General features: G+C 43.8%; 16 protein-coding genes. 14 read left to right on the top strand and 2 right to left on the bottom strand.

Features of this window, described 5'->3' with window-relative positions:
* Positions 1 to 95 precede the first annotated feature (95 nt).
* On the top strand, positions 96 to 2555 hold the full coding sequence (locus tag ACFFGT_RS22545) for a TonB-dependent siderophore receptor (RefSeq protein WP_377024771.1): 2460 nt from the start codon (positions 96 to 98) through the stop codon (positions 2553 to 2555).
* Between the two features lie 56 nt (positions 2556 to 2611).
* Positions 2612 to 3844: a PepSY-associated TM helix domain-containing protein gene (locus tag ACFFGT_RS22540; protein ID WP_377024770.1), complete on the top strand. Its 1233-nt coding sequence runs from the start codon at positions 2612 to 2614 to the stop codon at positions 3842 to 3844.
* 284 nt (positions 3845 to 4128) lie between these two features.
* On the opposite strand, the gene ACFFGT_RS22535 is transcribed toward ACFFGT_RS22540, so the two are convergent.
* Positions 4129 to 5436, bottom strand: a complete 1308-nt coding sequence (locus ACFFGT_RS22535) for an alkaline phosphatase family protein (RefSeq protein WP_377024769.1) — start codon at positions 5434 to 5436, stop codon at positions 4129 to 4131.
* 355 nt (positions 5437 to 5791) lie between these two features.
* A complete protein-coding gene (locus ACFFGT_RS22530; protein WP_377024768.1) occupies positions 5792 to 6403 on the bottom strand; it encodes a GNAT family N-acetyltransferase in 612 nt (203 codons plus the stop codon).
* Between the two features lie 317 nt (positions 6404 to 6720).
* Between ACFFGT_RS22530 and ACFFGT_RS22525 the strand changes: the two genes are divergently transcribed.
* From ACFFGT_RS22525 to ACFFGT_RS22470, 12 genes are all read left to right on the top strand, one after another.
* Positions 6721 to 7182 carry a division/cell wall cluster transcriptional repressor MraZ gene (locus ACFFGT_RS22525; RefSeq protein ID WP_091213347.1) on the top strand — a complete coding sequence of 154 codons (462 nt, stop codon included), beginning with the start codon at positions 6721 to 6723 and terminating at the stop codon, positions 7180 to 7182.
* Positions 7179 to 8081 carry a 16S rRNA (cytosine(1402)-N(4))-methyltransferase RsmH gene (gene rsmH / locus ACFFGT_RS22520; RefSeq protein WP_377024767.1) on the top strand — a complete coding sequence of 301 codons (903 nt, stop codon included), beginning with the start codon at positions 7179 to 7181 and terminating at the stop codon, positions 8079 to 8081. The genes ACFFGT_RS22525 and rsmH overlap by 4 nt, the downstream gene beginning before the upstream one ends.
* The gene (locus tag ACFFGT_RS22515) at positions 8078 to 8485 is read left to right on the top strand and encodes an FtsL-like putative cell division protein (RefSeq protein ID WP_377024766.1); all 408 of its coding nucleotides are present in this window, start codon (positions 8078 to 8080) and stop codon (positions 8483 to 8485) included. Before rsmH ends, ACFFGT_RS22515 begins: the two co-directional genes overlap by 4 nt.
* Positions 8475 to 10574 carry a PASTA domain-containing penicillin-binding protein gene (locus tag ACFFGT_RS22510; protein WP_377024765.1) on the top strand — a complete coding sequence of 700 codons (2100 nt, stop codon included), beginning with the start codon at positions 8475 to 8477 and terminating at the stop codon, positions 10572 to 10574. The genes ACFFGT_RS22515 and ACFFGT_RS22510 overlap by 11 nt, the downstream gene beginning before the upstream one ends.
* Positions 10571 to 12031: a UDP-N-acetylmuramoyl-L-alanyl-D-glutamate--2,6-diaminopimelate ligase gene (locus tag ACFFGT_RS22505; RefSeq protein ID WP_377024764.1), complete on the top strand. Its 1461-nt coding sequence runs from the start codon at positions 10571 to 10573 to the stop codon at positions 12029 to 12031. Before ACFFGT_RS22510 ends, ACFFGT_RS22505 begins: the two co-directional genes overlap by 4 nt.
* A gap of 104 nt (positions 12032 to 12135) precedes the next feature.
* A complete protein-coding gene (locus tag ACFFGT_RS22500; protein WP_377024763.1) occupies positions 12136 to 12477 on the top strand; it encodes a four helix bundle protein in 342 nt (113 codons plus the stop codon).
* 115 nt (positions 12478 to 12592) lie between these two features.
* Positions 12593 to 13834, top strand: a complete 1242-nt coding sequence (gene mraY / locus ACFFGT_RS22495) for a phospho-N-acetylmuramoyl-pentapeptide-transferase (RefSeq protein ID WP_377024762.1) — start codon at positions 12593 to 12595, stop codon at positions 13832 to 13834.
* Between the two features lie 74 nt (positions 13835 to 13908).
* Positions 13909 to 15303: a UDP-N-acetylmuramoyl-L-alanine--D-glutamate ligase gene (gene murD, locus ACFFGT_RS22490; RefSeq protein ID WP_377024761.1), complete on the top strand. Its 1395-nt coding sequence runs from the start codon at positions 13909 to 13911 to the stop codon at positions 15301 to 15303.
* Between the two features lie 102 nt (positions 15304 to 15405).
* Complete coding sequence (locus tag ACFFGT_RS22485) at positions 15406 to 16590, top strand: FtsW/RodA/SpoVE family cell cycle protein (RefSeq protein ID WP_377024760.1); 1185 nt, start codon at positions 15406 to 15408, stop codon at positions 16588 to 16590.
* Positions 16591 to 16672: 82 nt separating this feature from the next.
* Complete coding sequence (murG, locus tag ACFFGT_RS22480) at positions 16673 to 17821, top strand: undecaprenyldiphospho-muramoylpentapeptide beta-N-acetylglucosaminyltransferase (RefSeq protein WP_377024819.1); 1149 nt, start codon at positions 16673 to 16675, stop codon at positions 17819 to 17821.
* A 53-nt stretch (positions 17822 to 17874) separates the two neighbouring features.
* Positions 17875 to 19233, top strand: a complete 1359-nt coding sequence (gene murC, locus ACFFGT_RS22475; protein ID WP_377024759.1) for a UDP-N-acetylmuramate--L-alanine ligase — start codon at positions 17875 to 17877, stop codon at positions 19231 to 19233.
* Positions 19226 to 20089 (top strand): cell division protein FtsQ/DivIB, encoded by an 864-nt coding sequence (locus ACFFGT_RS22470; RefSeq protein WP_377024758.1) that lies wholly within the window; start codon positions 19226 to 19228, stop codon positions 20087 to 20089. Before murC ends, ACFFGT_RS22470 begins: the two co-directional genes overlap by 8 nt.

The raw sequence follows: 20089 nt of genomic DNA, 5'->3' as shown, positions 1-20089 counted from the left end.
ATCTTTACGCCCTTATTTAAACTAATTATAAATAAAACTTGCAGAAAGAAAGTCTTTTTATACTTTTGCGCTTAATTAGACTTAATCTAAATAGAATGGCAAATAACCTTTACTACTCCCTGCGCATAATCCCTCTTTTACTTTTATTCCTGTTTTCAAACATATTAATTCTGAAAGCTGATGATGAAGGCAATAACGGCAAAATAACCGGTGTTGTTAAAACCAGCGATGATAAACCGGCTTCGTTTGTAAATGTTGCCATTAAAGGATTAAACAAAAGCACAACCACAACCGATAACGGATCATTTGCTTTCAATAATGTTAAGCCGGGTACCTATACCCTGGTTACCTCATACGTGGGTACAAAAACCGAAGAGCAAACCGTAACAGTTTCAGCAAATAAAACAACGGTGGTATCCTTTAAACTTAATGAAAGCTCGGCCCAGTTAGATGAGGTTGTAGTTTCATCAACAAAAACCATCAACCGTAAAAAGTTAAACATCGGTAAAATGAACGTTTCGCCAATGGACCTGCCCCAAAGCGTTACCGTGATAGGCCGCGATGTGCTTGATCAGCAACAATCCTTGCGTTTAAGTGATGTTATCAAAAATGTGAACGGCGTGTATTTATACAGCAGCCGTGGCAATACCCAGGAAACATTTGGCGCCCGCGGTTATAACTTTGGAAGTAACAACATGTTTAAAAACGGTTTCAGGGTTAACTCAGGCGTTGTGCCGGAGATTAGTTCACTGGAACGTGTTGAAGTGTTGAAAGGCAGCGCTGCTTTATTATACGGAAACGTGGCTCCCGGCGGGATCCTGAATATGGTAACCAAGAAACCTTTATTTGAGCAGGGCGGCTCGGTATCAATGACCTATGGCAGCTATGATCTTTACCGCCCGTCGTTTGATGTTTATGGCCCTATATCTTCCAAATTAGCTTATCGCGTAAATGGTACCTATGAAAATGCCAAAAGCTACCGCGATAATGTAAAATCAGAAAGGGAATACATTAACCCTTCATTCCTGTACAAAATAAGTGATAAAACAACCTTAATAGTTGAAGGTGATTACCTGAACTATGACTTTACCCCCGATTTCGGAACCGGGCAAATCAATAACGTTATTGCAAAAGTTCCGCGTAACAGGTATTTGGGTGCATCATGGTCAACCGGTAATACCAAGCAAACCACGGCTACAGCAACTATTAACCACCAGCTCAATAGCCTTTGGCAGTTAAGCGGTGGTTTTTCATACCAGCATTTCAATCGCCAGTATCAAACAACCGAACGTGTGTTGCCTGATGCCAACGGCGACTGGGGACGTACCCTAAACAGGGCCGAAACGCTTGAAGATTATTACACAGGCCAGTTTAACATTACCGGTCAGTTTAACACAGGTTCAATTAAACACAATATTTTGGCAGGTGTTGATGCCGACTGGTACCGCAATAATGCTTATACCTATGTTGCTACGGTAAATAAAGTATCAAGCTATCTTGATCAAAATAATACACCGCAAAATGCTGTTTACGACAAGATCAATATTTTTGATCTTGATAAATACACCCTTCGTACCGATAAGCCTCAAATGAACCCGTTTTATGACATTATAACGCCTACCAACCGTTTCGGTGCTTATGCTAACGACCTCATCAGTTTATCTGAAAAAGTTAAGGTGCTTGCCGGTATTCGCTGGTCATACCAATATGTGTCACCAACAACAGTTACCAATTATACTAAGTGGGCTACTGCGGCGCAGGCCGCCGGTAAAGAGGATAAGGCCTTTTCGCCTCGCGTGGGTGTAGTTTATAAACCAATAGCTAACACAGCCCTTTTTGCAAGCTACTCTAATTCGTTTATTACAAATACAGGCTCCGATATTAATGGTAGCCCGCTTGATCCGTCGATAGTTGACCAGTATGAAGTTGGTGTTAAAAACGATTTCCTGAATGGCAACCTATCGGTAAATGTAACGGCTTACCGTATTAAAAATAATAACCTGGCCCAGACTGCGCCTTTCACTCTCGATGGGAAAGAGAACACCAATACCAATATCAAAGTGTTGAGTGGCGAAACAAGGAGCGATGGCGTAGAACTTGATATCGCAGGCCATCCGGTTAAAGGGCTCGATGTACTGGCAGGTTACAGTTATACTAATGCTAAATATACTAAAACAGGAACCGCACAAGGCAGTAACATAGCAGGGCAGCCTTTGCTGAATACGCCAAAGAATACCGCCAACACCAGTGTGTTTTATACCTTTTACAATGGCGATTTGAAAGGGTTTAAAGTAGGTGCATCTGTTTATTACCTGGGTAACCGTGTTGCGGGTAATGCTAATTTGGTAGGTCAGGCCCAGACGCTGTCGAAGTTGGTGTCTGTACCAGGCTTTACTACTGTTGATGCTTCAGTAGGTTATACCTATAAAAAGATCTCTATTATTGGTAAGATCTCTAACATAGGCAACGTACTCAATTACAATGTACACGAAAACTATAGCATTAACCCTATACCGCCAAGACAGTTTTTAACTACGTTGAGTTATAAATTTTAACTAATTAAACTAACCGGGCATGTTTTCATGCCCGGTTTTTATGCTTATACCAACCAATGAAAGTATTTTTCCGCACCATTCACCTTTATTTGAGCCTCGCAGCCGGGGTAATCATTTTCTGTTCGTGTTTAACGGGCACGATGCTGGTTTTTGAAAAGGAAATTCAACAGTCGTTGCATCCGCAGCGGTATTTTGTAAAGCCACAGTATAAAAGGTTGGCGCTGGCTGATTTAACGGCCGGGGTGTTGAAACAGATCCCTAAATCAAAGCTGGCAACAGTGATGGTTTATGATGATCCGGAACGTACAGTAGAAGTTGGCCTCATTGTGCCTGAAAAGAAAGATAAAAAGCCGGTTGATAAGCCAAAAACAGAAAAGCAGGCCGGAGCTCATGATAAAAAGGAGCAAAAACCTAAAGATGCTGAACGTTCAAACCTCACTGCTTTTGTAAACCCCTATACAGGTCAAATAGTTGATCAATTTAACCGCAGGCAAACGTTCCTGTATTCGGTAGAGATGTTTCACCGGTATTTATTAGGAGGTAAAAATAGCCTGGGGGATTGGGTGATCAGTATTTCAACCCTGTTTTTCCTGGGGATACTGATAACCGGCGTAATACTTTGGTGGCCTAAAACCAAAGCCATCATGAAACAGCGGCTTAAAATAAAATGGGACGGCAGCGGCAAACGCCTCACGCACGACCTGCATATTGTTACCGGTTTTTATACCTCTATATTCCTGATCATTATTTCTTCATCGGGTTTGGTTATGACCTTTAAGTGGGCAAACAATACCTTGTTTTTCCTTACCAACTCAAAAGTTGTTGCCAAAGAAGATATCAAGGCCCCGCTTTCTGTTTATCGACGGGGTATTTATGCCATCTCACCCGAAAGTGCAGTTAGCGCAATAGGTGATAAAATAGCCAATGCCGAAAATTATACTATTCGTTACCCGAAAGATACCACCGCTGTTTATACTTTCAATGTACTTAAAAAAGGCTCGGTTGAGTTGGCTACTGATGTTTATTATGTTGATCAATACAGTGGCAAGGTTGCCGGGGCGGCTTTATTTGCTGATAAAAGCCTTGGCCAGCGCATCAGGGCGGTTATTAAGCCTATTCATACAGGTTCCATTTATGGCTGGCCAACAAAAATTTTAGCTTTTATTATCACTTTAGTTTCACTTATTTTCCCTGTAACCGGGGTAATGATGTGGCTTAACCGTATTGGCAAAAAGAAGAAGAAACCTGTGCGTGGCAGGGTAAAGGTAATACAGGCTGAAGCTATTTAATTCAGACTATTGAATACGTCATTGCGAGGTACGAAGCAATCCCAAACTATACAGATCGGATCTGTAACTCGGGGATTGCTTCGTGCCTCGCAATGACGTGGTAAAGATGTTATTGCTCCCTTTCAACATCCCATTAGGAGCTCTCGCAAAGGACTCTGATGCATACTCCATTCAGATTCGCTGTTCTAAACCCTATGGCTCCCGAAGAATATACCAGGAAGAGCTCGTTGTAAACAACGTTTCAACAAGCCACCCCACAACTATTTATATAAACAGATAGTCAATTATTTTAACAACCCTGCCGGGATTTTCCCATCAACTTTTGGGAATGAAATACCCAGGAGTTTTACCATAATGGGCGTCATATCGCGCAGGTTCATTTCTTCTATTACAGCGCCCTTGCGAATGCCCGGGCCATGAGCTATCAGGCCGGTACGGATATTTTTGGTGTCGGGGAAATGCCCGTGTGTACCGCCTTTGCCGGGCTTTACGGCATTGCCTGTGATGGCAGCGCTGAATGCGGCGTCGTGCTCCCCGGTAATTGCGAAAGCAACATTAGGGTTATAGCCGCCTTTGTCCAGTTGTTCCCTGCTGATGATGCGGTAGTATTGCTTCACGCTGTCGGGCTGTGCTTCCAATAGTGCTTTTACTTTATTAGCAGTAGCTTTATCAGCAGGGTTTTTCAGGTACAGATAAGCAGATCCGCCTACTGAATTGAATTGCGCTTTCCAGTCGCCGGTTTTCAGGTCATTGATCAACCCGGCTTCTTTCAGCCATACATTGGGCGAAATCGTTTTCTTTACATCATAAAATCCATGATCGCCGCCAACAAGTAATACTGTGCTTTCCCAGATACCTGCTGCTTTCAGTGCATCTACGATAATACCTACTGCAGCATCCGCATCGGCCACCGCTTCCTGCACCCGTGTTCCGGAACGCCCTTCGGCATGTTCTGCACCATCGACAGAAAATACGTGAATGGTCATCAGTTCAGGCTTGCTTTTCATGATCACATACGCTGCAATCTTAGCTATATTTTGATTTTTTCCTGCATCTATCTTGTCAACTCCGCCAAAGACTTCTTTTTTCACTTCGGCATAAAATCCCTGCGGCAAAGAATATTGCTCACGAACCCCATCGCCCAGACCGCCTATATCCGGGATATTGTAGTCTACAGGGGCATTGGCAGATACAGGCCAGTACAGCGAAGCAACCGTCATGCCTTTGTCTTTGGCAGCTTTCCAAATGGTGGGTGCGTGAATGGAGCTATCCTGCCAGTATGGTTGTTGCGGTGCTCCGTCCGGCGTAAATATGTTGTTATAGAACACACCATGTTTGGCAGGCTGCACACCTGTAACGATTGTGGTATGCGAAGGATAGGTCATGGATGGGAATACACTGTTTACGCCTTTGGCATAAGCGCCATCTTGCATCAACGCGTGTAGGTTGGGTGTTTGCCAGGTACTATCCAGATAAAAATCAGGGCGGAACCCGTCAATGGTTAAAAAGATTACATGTTTGGCAGTTTGTGCCATAAGCTGGCCTGTCGTCACAAACAAGGCAAGGATTGCGATTGATAATTGCTTTTTCATAGTGGATGTGTAGCCGATTTGATGTAAGGCAAATTGGTAAATCGGGATAAAACCGGGCAAAGGTGCCCGTAATTTTGTTAATTTCTTGTGATGTTATAATTAACATAATTCGTCGGAAGCAGTGCCTGACGATTTATAGGCGAGGAAACGATATTCTTGAAAATGCGTGGGCTCCCTGAGAAGCTGTCTAAAAATGCAAATATTCATTGCCGTTGGTTTTAACCAACGGTAAACAAGTTGAAATGCCTTGGCTTTAGCCTAATTATGCAAGCGGATTTGGGCTGAAGCCCTCTTATTGCTACTCATTATTCCGTTGGTTAAAACCAACGGCAATGAAGTTTTATTTGCCTGTAAACTATGTATTATCAATTTTAAATGGCTCCCTAAGCATAATCCAGTAAGAACTACCTGTAACCGGTTCAAATACTTCCTTTGCTATTTTATATCCCAGCCGTTCATAAAACCTGATATTGCGCGGGGTAAAGGTTTCAAGATAGGTTGGGATTTGGTTTTTATCTGTTTCATCAAGCACGGCTGTTAAGAGGTCGGCTCCAAGTCCCTTGCCCTGGTAGGCGGGTTTGATGCCTGCAATTGATAAATACCACGCATCGGTCGGAACATTTCCAAGCTGCGCTGTCATGAACGAAACGATGGTTAAATAAGCATTGAGTGACGATTCGCCCATATACGTTCTGATAAAATCTTTCTTTAACAGGCTCTTTTCCGTGTCGGTCGCTGCGTCTAAAGGTTTGCTCCAGATGGCGGCTCCGTATGGTGCATCGCCGGCAATGGTAAGGTGGCCGTACTTTTCGCTTTCGGTCATGGAATAATCCATGTATTTCATCAATGCTTCCTGCTTTTCCTGCTGCCCTCCGGGGATCTCGCGTAACAATTCTATGTAAAAAGGATCGGGAATGAGGGCTTCATATAAGGCTAAAGCCAGGTCTTTGTATTTATAAGGGTACATGTAGTTTGTTAAGTTCAAACGCTTAATATACAAAATATTAGAGCCGCTGGTTTGGGTAAGCAATTGTGGTTTTCCTGTGCGATGGTTTCGCGATAAATGGTTTTTTCTCCCACTTTTTAGTGATTCAAAATTTATAGCCGAGCTGTGTTGTAACTGCTTGTTTATTAGTGGGTTTTATTGGGGTTGAGATTTTGAAAAATCTTACAAAAACTTAAAACAGTACCCGCTAAAAATTGTTGAAAACTTTTAGTGGGGGAAAGTGGTAAGAAGTGGTAAAAGTATTTACTTTTACGTTACAAAATTGCCCAAGTCATACAATGTCGTTTTTAACCGGTGAATTTGAGTGTAAGCTTGATCCTAAATTTAGGATGATGATCCCGGCTGGCCTAAAAAAAAAGCTTCCTGAATTGGAATCTGAAGGCCTGGTGATCAATCGCGGGTTTGAAAAATACCTTGTCATATACACTAAAAAGGAATGGGATAAACGACTTGAAGATTTGAGCAAACTTAATGAATACGAAGAGGATAATATAGCCTTTATACGATATTTTACCCGCGGCGCCACCGAGCTTATGCCTGATGCTGCCGGGCGGGTATTGCTGCCGAAATTCCTGTTGGAATATGCTGGTATAAAAGGTGATGTGGTGCTGGCCTGCCAGTTAAATAAAATTGAGGTTTGGGATGCCGAAGCTCACCGTAAGTTGATGGATGATGAACCAAAAAGCTTTAGTGCGCTGGCAAAAAAAGTAATGGGTGGTAAAAATAAGGAGCAGGAATGAGTGAGTACCATGTGCCGGTAATGCTGAAGGAATGTATTGATGGGCTGAATATTGATCCGGATGGTACTTATGTGGATGTGACTTTTGGAGGGGGTGGGCATTCGCGCGAGATTTTGAAGCATTTGGGGCCTAAAGGCAGGCTGATCGCTTTTGATCAGGATGCCGATGCGCAACGGAATATAATTGATGATGAACGTTTTGTTTTTGTAGACCAGAATTTCAGGTACCTTAAAAACTTTTGCCGTTTACACGGGGCTATCCCCGTAAACGGGATCCTGGCCGATCTGGGTGTGTCATCGCACCAGTTTGATGAGGCCGATCGCGGCTTTTCCATCCGGTTTGATGCCGAGTTGGATATGCGCATGAACCAGTTGGGCGAGCTGACTGCAAAAGATGTGGTAAATAATTATTCGGTTGCCGAGCTGCACCGGATTTTTGGCATTTACGGAGAAATTCAAAATGCCAGATCGCTGGCCGAAACTATTGCAACTGCAAGGTTAAATACGCAGATAGTGACCATTGCCGATCTGAAAAACGTGATCAGCAACCGCATCCCGAAAGGAAAAGAAAATAAATACCTGGCACAAGTGTTCCAGGCATTAAGGATAGAGGTTAACCAGGAGCTGGAGGCATTGAAGGATTTTTTAATGCAGTCGGCCGAGGTTTTAGGTGTTGGGGGCAGGCTGGTGGTGATGTCATACCACTCACTTGAAGACAGGCTGGTAAAAAACTTCATAGCCAAAGGCAAGTTCAGTGGTGAGTTGGAGAAAGACCTTTATGGCAACGATAATAAACCGCTTGATGCTGTAAGCCGCGGGGCCATAACAGCATCGGCAGAGGAGATAACTAATAATAACAGGGCACGGAGCGCTAAATTAAGGATAGCTGTAAAAAAATGACCAATCGTTTACGTACAGAAATTCAGGATGAAGAAGAAGTTGAGGAGGTTATTGAGGAAAGACCTGCAAGGGAGCTGCCTGATAACTTTTTTACACAACTTTTTACCAAAGGCTTTCTAACTACCGAGAGGGCTACCGGCGCTTTGCCTTTTGTTTTGTTTTTGGCGTTTTTGGGGATGGTGTACATTGGTAATATGCACTATGCCGAAAAATCGGTACGGGAAATTGACGCGCTTACCAAAGAAGTTAAAGAGCTGGGCTGGGATTATAAATCGACAAAGGCCGATATGGCATTTAAAAGTACGCTTACCGAAGTGGCCAAGCGTGCAGATACATTGGGCCTGAGCCAATCGGTTGATCCGCCGGGGAAAATAACAGTGAAGGAGGTTTCTGATGGGAATTAGGACTAACATACTGGCCAGGGTTTATTTAGCCTTCGGGCTTGTTTTGCTTTTGGCCATTGCTGTTACCGTGCAGTTATGCCGCCTGCAATTTGTTCAGGGCGACAAGTGGAAGGCTATGGCTGCCGATCTTTCGGCACAATACCAAACTGTTGAAGCAGCAAGGGGTAATATTTTTTCTGTTGACGGAAGTTTACTGGCTACCTCGATACCTGAATATGAGCTGCACATGGATATGCTGGCCGGTGGTATTGCCTCCGATACGGCATTTAATAATAATATCGACCTGCTGGCTGCAAAGCTATCAGGTATGTTTGGCGACAGATCAGCCAGGGATTATTCGCGTGTGCTGCGTGAGGCCCGCAAGGATAGCTCACGTTATGTGCTGATCAGGCGTAAGGTATCATATCAGGATTTGAAAAAGATCCGCCAGTTTCCGGTGTTTAACATGGGCAAGTATAAAGGTGGCTTGATCGTGATTCAAAAGAACAGGAGGATCCTGCCATTTCAGTCGCTGGCTGCGCGTACTATAGGGTATAAGAATGAGAACGTAAAGAACCCGGTAGGGTTGGAAGGTGCTTATTCATCATATATTAACGGTGAAAGCGGCAGGCGTTTAATGCAAAGGATTCCCGGCGGCATCTGGATGCCGGTTGACGATGATGACGAAATAGCACCTAAAGATGGTGCAGATATTATTTCAACCATCAACGTAAACTTCCAGGATGTGGCACAGGATGCATTGAAGAAACAACTGGTTAAAAGCGCGGCCGATCATGGCTGCGTTGTGCTTATGGAGGTAGCTACCGGCGAGATCAGGGCGATTGCTAATTACACCCGCACTAAGGATGGTGATTACAAAGAGCAGATGAACTATGCCATCAGCAACGCTATCGATCCGGGTTCAACTTTTAAACTGGCATCATACATGACCATGCTCGATCAGCATAAAATTGATACCAGCACCATAGTTAATGCCGAAGGTGGCAGGTACAAATTCCCGAAAGGGCCAACCATTACCGATACCGAGCATGATAATTATGAAATGTCGGTTAAACGCGCTTTTGAAGAGTCATCAAACGTGGCAGCGGCAAGGCTTGTTGATCAGTTTTATCATAATAACCCGTGGCAATACATTAATAAGCTGTACAGCTATCACCTGAACGAAAAGCTTGGTCTGCAAATCCAGGGCGAAGGCAGGCCGGTAATTAAAAATCCATCAAACCGCAGCTGGAACAAAAACTACAGCTTGCCTGAGATGGCTTATGGCTATGAAATGAACATTACGCCGCTGCAAATGCTGGCTTTTTATAATTCGGTAGCTAACAACGGCAAGATGATAGCTCCGCTGCTGGTTCGCGAGATCCGCAGGCTGGGCAATCCTATTGAGCAGTTCCAGGCAAGGGTAATTACCGAGCAGGTATGTTCGGAAGCAACTTTAGGTAAAGTGCGCGGAATGCTGGAAGGTGTTGTGATGAATGGTACCGGTAAAAATGTTATTAAAAATAAGCTTTACAGTGTGGCCGGTAAAACCGGAACAGCGCAGGTTGCCAACGGAACCAAAGGTTATAAGGATAAAAAATACCAGGCCTCGTTTTGCGGTTATTTCCCGGCCGATCATCCTAAATATTCGATGATTGTGGTGGTCAACAACCCAACCCAGGGCGATTATTTAGCAGCTAAGGTTGCCGGTCCGGTGTTTAGGGAAGTGGCAGACAGGGTTTACGCCAATGATCTGGATATTAACCAAAGCTCGCAGGCGCATTATGTTGGCAATACGGTAATGCCGCAGGTAAAACAGGGCAATATGAAGGCTTTGAAAAAAGTTTATTCAAAACTGGGCGTTAAAGCTTTGTATGCATCGGCCAATAGTACGGTTGATACCAGCAACGGCGTCCCGTTTGAGGAAGTAAAATATAAAAACGGCACCGTGCCGGCGGTAACAGGCATGGGGCTTAGCGATGCGTTATATGTTATGGGTAATGCCGGTTATAAAGTAACTGTACGCGGAAGCGGCATAGTTACCAATCAATCGGTTACCGGTGGAAGTGCAATACCAAAAGGATCACGAATATTAATAGAGTTGCAATGAGGTATTTAAGCGATATAATTGACGGACTGGCCTTCACCGAATTACAGGGAAGCGCCGATGTGGAGATCACAGCAATTGCGTTTGATTCAAGGGCAGTAATCCCGGGATCAATGTTTGTTGCTGTGAAAGGGACTGTTGTTGATGGACACGATTATATTGAACAGGCCATTAAAAAAGGTGCTGTGGCAGTAATTTGCGAAGACCTGCCCGCTCATACCACCGGCGAAGTAGATTTTCTGATGGTAGCCGATTCGGCTGTGGCGCTGGGTATTGTAGCTGCTAATTTCTATGATAATCCATCGGCAAAACTAAAACTGGTAGGGGTAACGGGTACTAACGGTAAAACAACTATTGCTACGCTGCTTTATCAGTTGTTTCGCGACCTGGGTTATAAATGTGGCTTACTGTCGACTGTCGAAAATCAGATCAACGGCAAGGTGATCCCATCAACCCATACTACGCCCGATCCGGTTGAGTTAAACAGCCTGCTTGCCGAAATGGTGGATAGCGGCTGCGATTATTGCTTTATGGAAGTGAGCTCGCACGCAATTTCACAAAGGCGTATTGAGCGCCTGGCTTTTGCGGGTGGTGTATTTACCAATTTGACGCACGACCATTTAGATTATCATAAAACCTTTTTAAGGTATCTGAATGCCAAGAAAACATTTTTCGACGGTTTACCGAAGGATGCCTTCGCATTGACCAACAGCGATGATAAGAATGGTAACGTAATGCTGCAAAATACAGCGGCACATAAAAAAAGCTATGGCCTTAAAACCATGGCCGATTATAAAGCGAAGATCCTCGAAAATCAGTTCAGCGGCTTATTGCTGCAAATTGATGGCGAGGAAGTATGGTTTAAAATGGTGGGTACATTTAATGCTTACAACCTGTTAGGTGTTTATGCTACCGCGATGCTGCTCGAGCAGGACAAGGCCAAAGTGCTTACCAGCCTGAGCAAACTAACCGGTGCCGAAGGCAGGTTTGAATACATTACCGCCCCTAACAAGGTGGTAGGTATAGTTGATTATGCCCATACGCCCGATGCTGTTCAGAACGTGTTGAGCACAATTCACGATATCCGTAAAGGAAACGAAAAAGTGATCACCGTAATTGGCTGCGGTGGCGACAGGGACAAAACCAAGCGCCCTATCATGGCTAAAACCGCTTGTGAGTGGAGCGATAAAGTGATCCTGACATCCGATAATCCGCGTACAGAAGATCCGGCACAGATCATCAAAGAAATGGAAGAAGGTGTTGATCCTGCGTTCAAGAGGCATACAGTAAGTATTGTTGACAGGCACGAGGCAATTAAAACCGCCTGTATGCTGGCTAATCCTGGTGATATTATCCTGGTAGCCGGTAAAGGCCACGAAAAATACCAGGAGATAAATGGGGTTAAAAACCACTTCGACGATATGGAAGAGTTGGAAGCTCAATTCAAAGATTTGGTGTAGACGGGTGGATGTGCAGATTTCAGATGTGCAAATGTGCAAATGAGGAATTGAATGATGTACAGATGAAAAGCAAAATAATGATTAAATGATGTAATTGAAACAATATGAGCGATAAACCTAATTTGATAGTTGACCTGACATTTAAGTTTTCTTTGAAGATCATAGAATTTACTGAAGAACTTGAAGAGAGAAGAAAATTTAATATGGCTAATCAGCTTTTCAGAAGCGGTACATCAATTGGAGCAAATGTTTGTGAGGCGCAAGGAGCAGAAAGCAGGAGTGACTTCAAACATAAATGCAAAATTGCTTATAAGGAAGTTGAGGAGACAAGGTATTGGTTGCGCCTGTGTCAGCTTGCAAAAAATTATCCTTTTAAACAGGAACTGCTTGATGATATAGAATCAATAGCTAAGGTGTTAGGAAAGATAATATCATCAAGCAATTAATAGAGAGTAGATAAAATAAAGAATTAAAAAATAACTCGCAAATCTGCAAGATCTAAGATGAGCAAATCAATCATCTGCACATCTGAAATCTGCACATCTGCACATCAATAAAGCAATGTTGTATTACCTGTTTAACTACTTAAACAAAAATTACAGTATCCCGGGAACAGGGGTGTTTCAGTACATCACCTTCCGGATGGCGATGGCTGTAATTACATCGTTGCTGATCACTACGGTATATGGTCGCCGTTTAATCGATTACCTGCGTTTTAAACAGGTAGGCGAAACCGTAAGGAATTTAGGACTTGAAGGCCAGATGCAAAAATCAGGTACACCTACAATGGGTGGTATCATTATTTTGTTAGGGATCCTGGTGCCAACGCTATTGTTTGCCAAGTTGGATAATGTTTACGTGATCCTGATGATCGTTACTACGGTTTGGCTGGGTGCTATCGGTTTTCTGGATGATTATATTAAAGTATTTAAAAAGAATAAAGAAGGTTTGGCAGGCAGGTTCAAGATTATTGGCCAGGTTGGTTTGTCGCTTATTGTTGGGTGGACAATGTATTTCAACAGCAATATCATCATCCGTCAGGAAGTGGTTTTGCCTGTTAAGGACGATGCCCCGGTTGAGTTTCACATGAAACGTAATGTTCCTGTATATACCCAGGATGTGCACTCTACTAAAACAACCATGCCTTTTTATAAAAACAATGAGTTTGATTATGCCAAGGTATTAAAGTTTTTGGGAAAAGGTTATGAGCAATACGCGCTGGTAGTGTTCCTGTTTTTTGTGATCCTCATCATCACGTTCATATCAAACGGAGCCAACATCACCGATGGGATAGACGGTTTGGCGACGGGCACGTCGGCCATTATCGGTATAACGCTGGCAATACTGGCCTACATATCAGGTAACACGGTTATTGCCGATTACCTTAATATTATGTACATCCCCAATTCGGGCGAGCTGGTAATTTTTGCCGGTGCTTTTGTTGGCGCATGTGTGGGCTTTTTGTGGTACAACTCATACCCCGCACAGGTATTTATGGGCGATACCGGCAGTTTGGCCATAGGTGGTATCATAGCGGTGTTTGCCATCATGATCCGCAAGGAACTGATGCTGCCATTGTTATGTGGTATTTTCCTGGTCGAAAACTTCTCAGTGATCATACAGGTATCATGGTTTAAGTACACCAAAAAGAAATTTGGCGAAGGCAGGCGCGTGTTTTTAATGGCCCCGCTTCACCACCACTATCAGAAAAAGGGGTTCCATGAAGCAAAGATCGTTACCCGCTTCTGGATCATTTGTATCATGCTGGCGATAGTGACGGTGATAACGTTGAAACTGAGGTAGTCGCCCCCCGGCTCCCTAAAGGGAGAGGAATGGAGTTAGAAAGATATAAAAAATAGAAAATAAAGATAAAATCGGTGAATACGCAAAGTGAACAAGCCAATCAAAAGCACCCCCTTCAGGGGGCGGGGGGGGCTGTACGCCTTGTCATCCTCGGTGCCGGTGAGAGCGGTGTTGGGGCGGCATACCTTGCGCAGCAGCAGGGCTTTGATGTTTTTGTATCTGATTTTGGTGCTATTGCCGATAACTATAAAAAACAACTCGAAGACTGGAAGATCCCTTTTGAAGAGAAACAACATACTGAAGAACTGATATTGAATGCTGCCGAAGTGATCAAAAGTCCCGGCATCCCGGATAAGGCACCGATCATTAAAAAACTGCATGAAAAAGGGATCCCGGTAATATCGGAGATAGAGTTTGCAGGAAGGTATTGTGATGCAAAGATCATAGGGATCACGGGCTCAAATGGTAAAACCACTACCACCAGCTTAACCTACCACATCCTGCACAACGCAGGCTTAAATGTTGGTTTAGCAGGTAACATAGGTAAAAGCTTTGCTTACCAGGTGGCAACTGAAAAGTTTGATTGGTATGTGCTGGAGCTGAGCAGCTTTATGCTGGACGATATGTTCAAATTTAAAGTTGACATAGCGGTATTATTAAACATTACACCTGACCATTTGGACAGGTACGACTATAAACTGGAAAACTACGCGGCATCAAAATTCCGTGTAACGCAGAACCAAACGGCCGCCGATTATTTTATTTATTGTGCCGATGATCCTGAAACCATTAAAGGCATGAAGGAACGAACGTTCGGGGCACAGCTGTTGCCGTTTTCCATACAGCAAAAATTTGAACCGGGCGCATACCTGGATAGTAACGACAATATTGTCATAAACACAACACAAGAACATTTTACAATGTCAATTCAAGAACTGGCCCTGCAAGGCAAACACAACATTTACAACTCCATGGCATCGGGTATTGTAGCAAAGGTGTTGGAGCTGCGCAACGAAACGATGAGGGAGAGCATGGGCAACTTCAAAAGCATTGAGCACCGCCTGGAGTTTGTTGCCAATATCTCTGGTATCCGCTTCATTAACGATTCAAAAGCTACCAACGTTAATTCAACCTGGTACGCTTTGGAAAGTATGACCAGCGATGTAGTGTTGATTTTAGGCGGGGTTGACAAAGGAAATGATTACAGCATGCTTAATGATTTGATTAAGCAAAAGGTAAAAGCCATTGTGTGTTTAGGTAAGGATAACAAACGCATCCATGAGGCCTTTGATGATATGGTTGATATTATAGTTAACACAGCATCGGCCCAGGAAGCCGCAACCGTAGCTTATCACCTGGCAACCAAAGGCGATACGGTATTGCTATCCCCGGCCTGCGCCAGCTTCGATCTGTTTAAAAACTACGAAGACCGTGGCAGGCAGTTTAAGGAGGCGGTGAAGGAGTTATAAATGTGCAGATTTCAGATGTGCAGATTACAAATGAGTAAGTAACACAAAATAGAGGATCAGGGTAATCCCAAAATCCTAAAAATCAAGGTTCAGAGAGTTATTATGCATAGGATATTAGACAATACAAAAGGAGATCGCTGGATATGGCTTATAGTCATATTGCTTTCTGTTATATCCTTATTGGCGGTATACAGCTCGGTTGGTACGCTGGCATTTAAGCAGGGTAAAGGGGTTGAGATCATACTCATGAAACACGTGTTTATGATATTGGGAGGTATTGCGCTGATGTATTTTTCGCACAAGCTTGATTACCGTTATTATGCCGGGATCTCGAAGGTGATGATGATCGTTACCATTCCGCTGTTGTTGTATACACTGGTTTTTGGTAGTCACATCAATAATGCAAGCCGCTGGATAGCCATCCCCGGAACGGGTTTAAGCTTCCAGACTTCGGATTTGGCTAAGCTGGCACTCATTACCTACCTGGCCCGTACGTTATCGCGTAAGCAGGAAAATATCAAAAATGTAAAAGAATCCTTTTTACCCATCATGGGCTCGGTATGCGTTGTGTTTATTCTGATAGCGCTTGCCAACCTTTCAACAGCTTTGATGTTGTTTGGGGTTAGCATTTTGTTGTTGATCATCGGTCGGATCAGTATCAGGCAAATAGCTATTACCTGCGCTGCCGGTTTTATATTGTTGCTGGGGGTGATTTTTCTTGGTCCAAGGCGGCATACTTATGTATCGCGTATGAAGGTGTTTATGCATCCGGAACTGGCAAAAGCAGATAAATCATTTCAAAGCGATCATGCTAAGATTGCTATTGCAACTGGCGGCATATTTGGAAAAGGCCCGGGAAACAGTACCGAAAGAAATTACCTGCCCGAATCATACTCTGATGAAATTTATGCCATCATAGTCGAGGAGTATGGTCTGGTGGGGGGCATCATTGTGGTGGGGATCTATGTGTTCCTGCTGTATCGATGTATCAAGATCATAACGAAGGCCCCAAAAGCATTTGGGGCATTGCTGGCCTGCGGTTTAAGTTTTAGCTTAACCATACAGGCTTTTGCCAATATGGCTGTAGCCGTTGGCTTGGGGCCGGTAACAGGTGTGCCCTTGCCGCTGGTGAGTATGGGTGGTACTTCCATATTATTTACAAGTGTGGCCTTTGGTATTATACTATCTGTAAGTAAGGATATTGAAGAACCTAAGAAAGACAAGCCGGCAAAAGAAGATAATGCAGGTCCTAATAAGATTATAGTAGGAGAGATCAGGACAGCGTAAGCGTTGCCCCCTAACCCCCTAAAGGGGGACAATGGCGGAGATTGAATAAAAGAGTAATTAACAAATGGAAGATAAAGGCAAAATGAAAGACGCAACTCAAAAGCACCCCCTTCAGGGGGCGGGGGGGGCTTCGCTGCGTATCATCATAAGCGGTGGCGGAACAGGAGGACATATCTTCCCGGCTATCTCTATTGCCAATGCTTTGAAAAATATTGACCCCAATACCGAGATCCTTTTTGTGGGGGCTAACGGGCGCATGGAAATGGAAAAAGTTCCGGCCGCCGGTTATAAGATCATCGGGTTGGATATTCAGGGGATTCAGCGTGGTTCTATTGTTAAAAACCTGATGTTCCCTGTCAAGCTTGCCAACAGTGTGCGCAGGGCTATCAAGATTATTAAAGATTTTAAGCCCGATGCTGCTGTAGGTGTTGGTGGTTATGCTTCGGGGCCGTTATTGTACGCGGCATCGTTAAAAAATATCCCATACCTCATACAGGAGCAAAACTCCTATGCAGGTATTACTAATAAATGGCTGGGTAAGCACGCTAAAAAGATCTGTGTGGCTTTTGATGGCATGGAGAAATTTTTCCCTGCCGATAAGATCATCAAAACCGGTAACCCCATCCGTAAGGATGCGGTAAACATTGCAGGTAAGCACATGCAGGCATTGGAGCTGTATCATTTATCGGCCTTTAAAAAAACGATACTGATAACCGGCGGTAGCCTTGGGGCGCGCACGTTGAACAACAGTATCATGAATGGGATTGATAAACTACTGGCTGCTGATGTACAGGTAATATGGCAAACCGGCAAGTTTTATTATAAAAGCATCATCGAAAAACTGGGCGAAAATTATCACCCCGATCTGCAGATCAGGGAATTTTTAACCCGGATGGACCTGGCTTATGCCGCTGCCGATATCATTATATCAAGGGCAGGGGCTGGTACCATTGCCGAGCTGTGTGCCATTAAAAAGCCGGTGATCCTGGTGCCTTCGCCTAATGTGGCCGAAGATCATCAAACTAAAAACGCTTTGGCACTGGTACATGAAAACGCAGCCGTTTTTGTGGCCGACAGGGATGCCGAAGAAAAACTGGTTGACAGGGCACTTGAATTATTGGAGGACCGCGACCTGCAAAAAAAATTAAGCACAAATATTGGTAAAATGGCTATGCCAAATGCCGATGAAGTTATAGCAAAGGAACTTATCCAAATAATAAGTAACAATTAAATGATGGTCCTCCTCTTCTAAAGGGAGGAGGGCCTTTTTTAAACAAATTGAAAATGGAACTGCACGACATAAAAAGAGTTTATCTCATAGGCATAGGCGGCATCGGTATGAGCGGCCTGGCACGCTATTTCCATCATTTGGGTTGCATTGTTTGCGGATATGATAAAACATCAACTGATTTAACTAACCAGTTGCACAACGAAGGGATCCAGATTGTTTTTGAAGATCATGCGGATTATATCCCTATGAGTTTTCAAAAACCCTGCAGCGATACGCTTATTATTTATACGCCCGCTGTACCAAAGGATTCGCACATAGTAAACTACTTTAAAAATCACGGCTTTGAGCTGTTCAAACGCTCGCAGGTTTTAGGATTGATCAGCAAGAGTTCATACACCATTGCAGTTGCCGGTACCCATGGCAAAACCACTACTTCAACTATGGTGGCGCACTTGCTCAAAGCATCGGGTAATGATTGCTCGGCGTTTTTGGGTGGTATTTCATCAAATTACCAAACCAATGTGCTGTATGGCAAAAATAATGTGATGGTGGTTGAGGCCGATGAGTATGACCGCTCATTCCTGACCCTGTACCCTGATGTGGCTATTATCACATCAATGGATGCAGATCACCTGGATATTTATGGCGATCACGAACACCTGACTGAGTCGTTTAAGCTTTTTGCTTCGCAGATTAAACCGGGCGGTACACTGGTGCATAAAAATGGCTTGCCATTGGATAGCGGGTATACCTATGCTTTTGAAGATGAAACCGCCGACGCGCACGCCTCAAACGTTCGCATTATTGATGGCGATTTTTATTTTGATTATAACAGTGCAACTGTAAATATTACTGATATAAAAATGGGTATTGCGGGCACTCATAATGTTGAGAACGCGGTTGCTGCTATTGAAGCGGTGCTGAAGCTGGATATTGCCCCGGCTGATATCAAGGAAGCACTGGCATCATTTAAAGGAGTTAAACGCAGGTTTGAATACATAGTTAAAACACCGGAGCATATCTATATTGATGATTACGCGCATCACCCTGAAGAATTGAGGGCCTGCATTTCATCTATTAAAAGATTATATCCGGCTAAAAAATTGACGGCCATATTTCAGCCGCACCTGTATACCCGCACCCGCGACTTTGCCGATGGCTTTGCCGAAGTGCTTGATATGGTTGACGAGCTGATATTGCTGGAAATTTACCCGGCGCGTGAACTGCCTATTGAAGGTGTTAACTCGCAGATGCTGCTTAACCGCATGCAGCTGCAAAGCAAAAGGATTTTGAGCAAGGAAGAAGCTGTAGCCGCAGTAGCTACAGAAAAACCCGAATTATTGTTAACGGTAGGTGCCGGTGATATTGATACACTGGTACAGCCATTAAAACAAGTATTGAGCAATGAATAAAAAACTCATTTGGAAGCGCCTGCTGATAGGTTGTGCCTGGGTAATAAGCCTGGGTGGCCTTGTGGTGCTCATGAGTTTTATTGAAACAAAAAAAGCGGGTGTAAAATGTACCGAGGTAAATGTGAGCATCCCCGGCGGGCAGTATTTTATTGACAAGCAGGAGGTTGATCATATTATTGAAGTTACCAGTCATTCGTTGGTAGGTAAACCTATCGAAGATATCAACATCCAGGAACTGGAGGATAAGCTGAAAGCGAACCCCTTTATTGAGTTTGCCAAAGTTTATACCGAAATGGACGGTGTACTGCGAGTTGAGGTAAGCCAGCGCCAGCCAATACTACGGATCATGAACCATTATGATATGGATTTTTATGTAGATCAGCATGGTTTAAAGATCCCGCTGTCGCCAAACTTTACCGCAAGGGTATTGGTGGCTAATGGTTTTATTGAAGAGCTGTTTACCAACCATGTTGATTCATTACATACACGGTTGGCTAAAGATCTGTTTAAAACGGCCGATTATATCCGCAGGGATTCGCTTTGGGACGCGCAGATTGCACAGATGTATGTGAACAGCGATCGCGAGATCGAGCTGATCCCGAGAGTGGGTAATCAAAGAGTATTGATAGGCAATGCCGATTCGCTGGATGTTAAGTTCAATAACCTGCTGGCTTTTTATAAACAAGTGTTGCCAAAAGTAGGCTGGGATACCTACAGGATTATAAATATTAAATATACCAACCAGGTTATCGGTATAAAAAATGAAAATATAAAAGCTGATTCGGTAAAAGCGGCTAAGGCTGCCAAACAGGATTCGCTTAAAACGAAAAGGGACTCATCTCAAATTAAATTGTAA

Source organism: Mucilaginibacter angelicae, from assembly GCF_042434235.1.
GTDB lineage: Bacteria > Bacteroidota > Bacteroidia > Sphingobacteriales > Sphingobacteriaceae > Mucilaginibacter > Mucilaginibacter angelicae.
The sequence above is the reverse complement of the archived record's forward strand: the minus strand, read 5'-3'. Positions and strand labels throughout refer to the sequence as shown.

What these genes read in the sequence shown, in the direction of transcription:
- ACFFGT_RS22545 (WP_377024771.1), top strand. Translation starts at nt 96, where the DNA reads ATGGCAAATAACCTTTACTACTCCCTGCGCATAATCCCTCTTTTACTT.
- ACFFGT_RS22540 (WP_377024770.1), top strand. Translation starts at nt 2,612, where the DNA reads ATGAAAGTATTTTTCCGCACCATTCACCTTTATTTGAGCCTCGCAGCC.
- ACFFGT_RS22535 (WP_377024769.1), bottom strand. Translation starts at nt 5,436, where the DNA reads ATGAAAAAGCAATTATCAATCGCAATCCTTGCCTTGTTTGTGACGACA.
- ACFFGT_RS22530 (WP_377024768.1), bottom strand. Translation starts at nt 6,403, where the DNA reads ATGTACCCTTATAAATACAAAGACCTGGCTTTAGCCTTATATGAAGCC.
- ACFFGT_RS22525 (WP_091213347.1), top strand. Translation starts at nt 6,721, where the DNA reads ATGTCGTTTTTAACCGGTGAATTTGAGTGTAAGCTTGATCCTAAATTT.
- rsmH (WP_377024767.1), top strand. Translation starts at nt 7,179, where the DNA reads ATGAGTGAGTACCATGTGCCGGTAATGCTGAAGGAATGTATTGATGGG.
- ACFFGT_RS22515 (WP_377024766.1), top strand. Translation starts at nt 8,078, where the DNA reads ATGACCAATCGTTTACGTACAGAAATTCAGGATGAAGAAGAAGTTGAG.
- ACFFGT_RS22510 (WP_377024765.1), top strand. Translation starts at nt 8,475, where the DNA reads ATGGGAATTAGGACTAACATACTGGCCAGGGTTTATTTAGCCTTCGGG.
- ACFFGT_RS22505 (WP_377024764.1), top strand. Translation starts at nt 10,571, where the DNA reads ATGAGGTATTTAAGCGATATAATTGACGGACTGGCCTTCACCGAATTA.
- ACFFGT_RS22500 (WP_377024763.1), top strand. Translation starts at nt 12,136, where the DNA reads ATGAGCGATAAACCTAATTTGATAGTTGACCTGACATTTAAGTTTTCT.
- mraY (WP_377024762.1), top strand. Translation starts at nt 12,593, where the DNA reads ATGTTGTATTACCTGTTTAACTACTTAAACAAAAATTACAGTATCCCG.
- ACFFGT_RS22485 (WP_377024760.1), top strand. Translation starts at nt 15,406, where the DNA reads ATGCATAGGATATTAGACAATACAAAAGGAGATCGCTGGATATGGCTT.
- murG (WP_377024819.1), top strand. Translation starts at nt 16,673, where the DNA reads ATGAAAGACGCAACTCAAAAGCACCCCCTTCAGGGGGCGGGGGGGGCT.
- murC (WP_377024759.1), top strand. Translation starts at nt 17,875, where the DNA reads ATGGAACTGCACGACATAAAAAGAGTTTATCTCATAGGCATAGGCGGC.
- ACFFGT_RS22470 (WP_377024758.1), top strand. Translation starts at nt 19,226, where the DNA reads ATGAATAAAAAACTCATTTGGAAGCGCCTGCTGATAGGTTGTGCCTGG.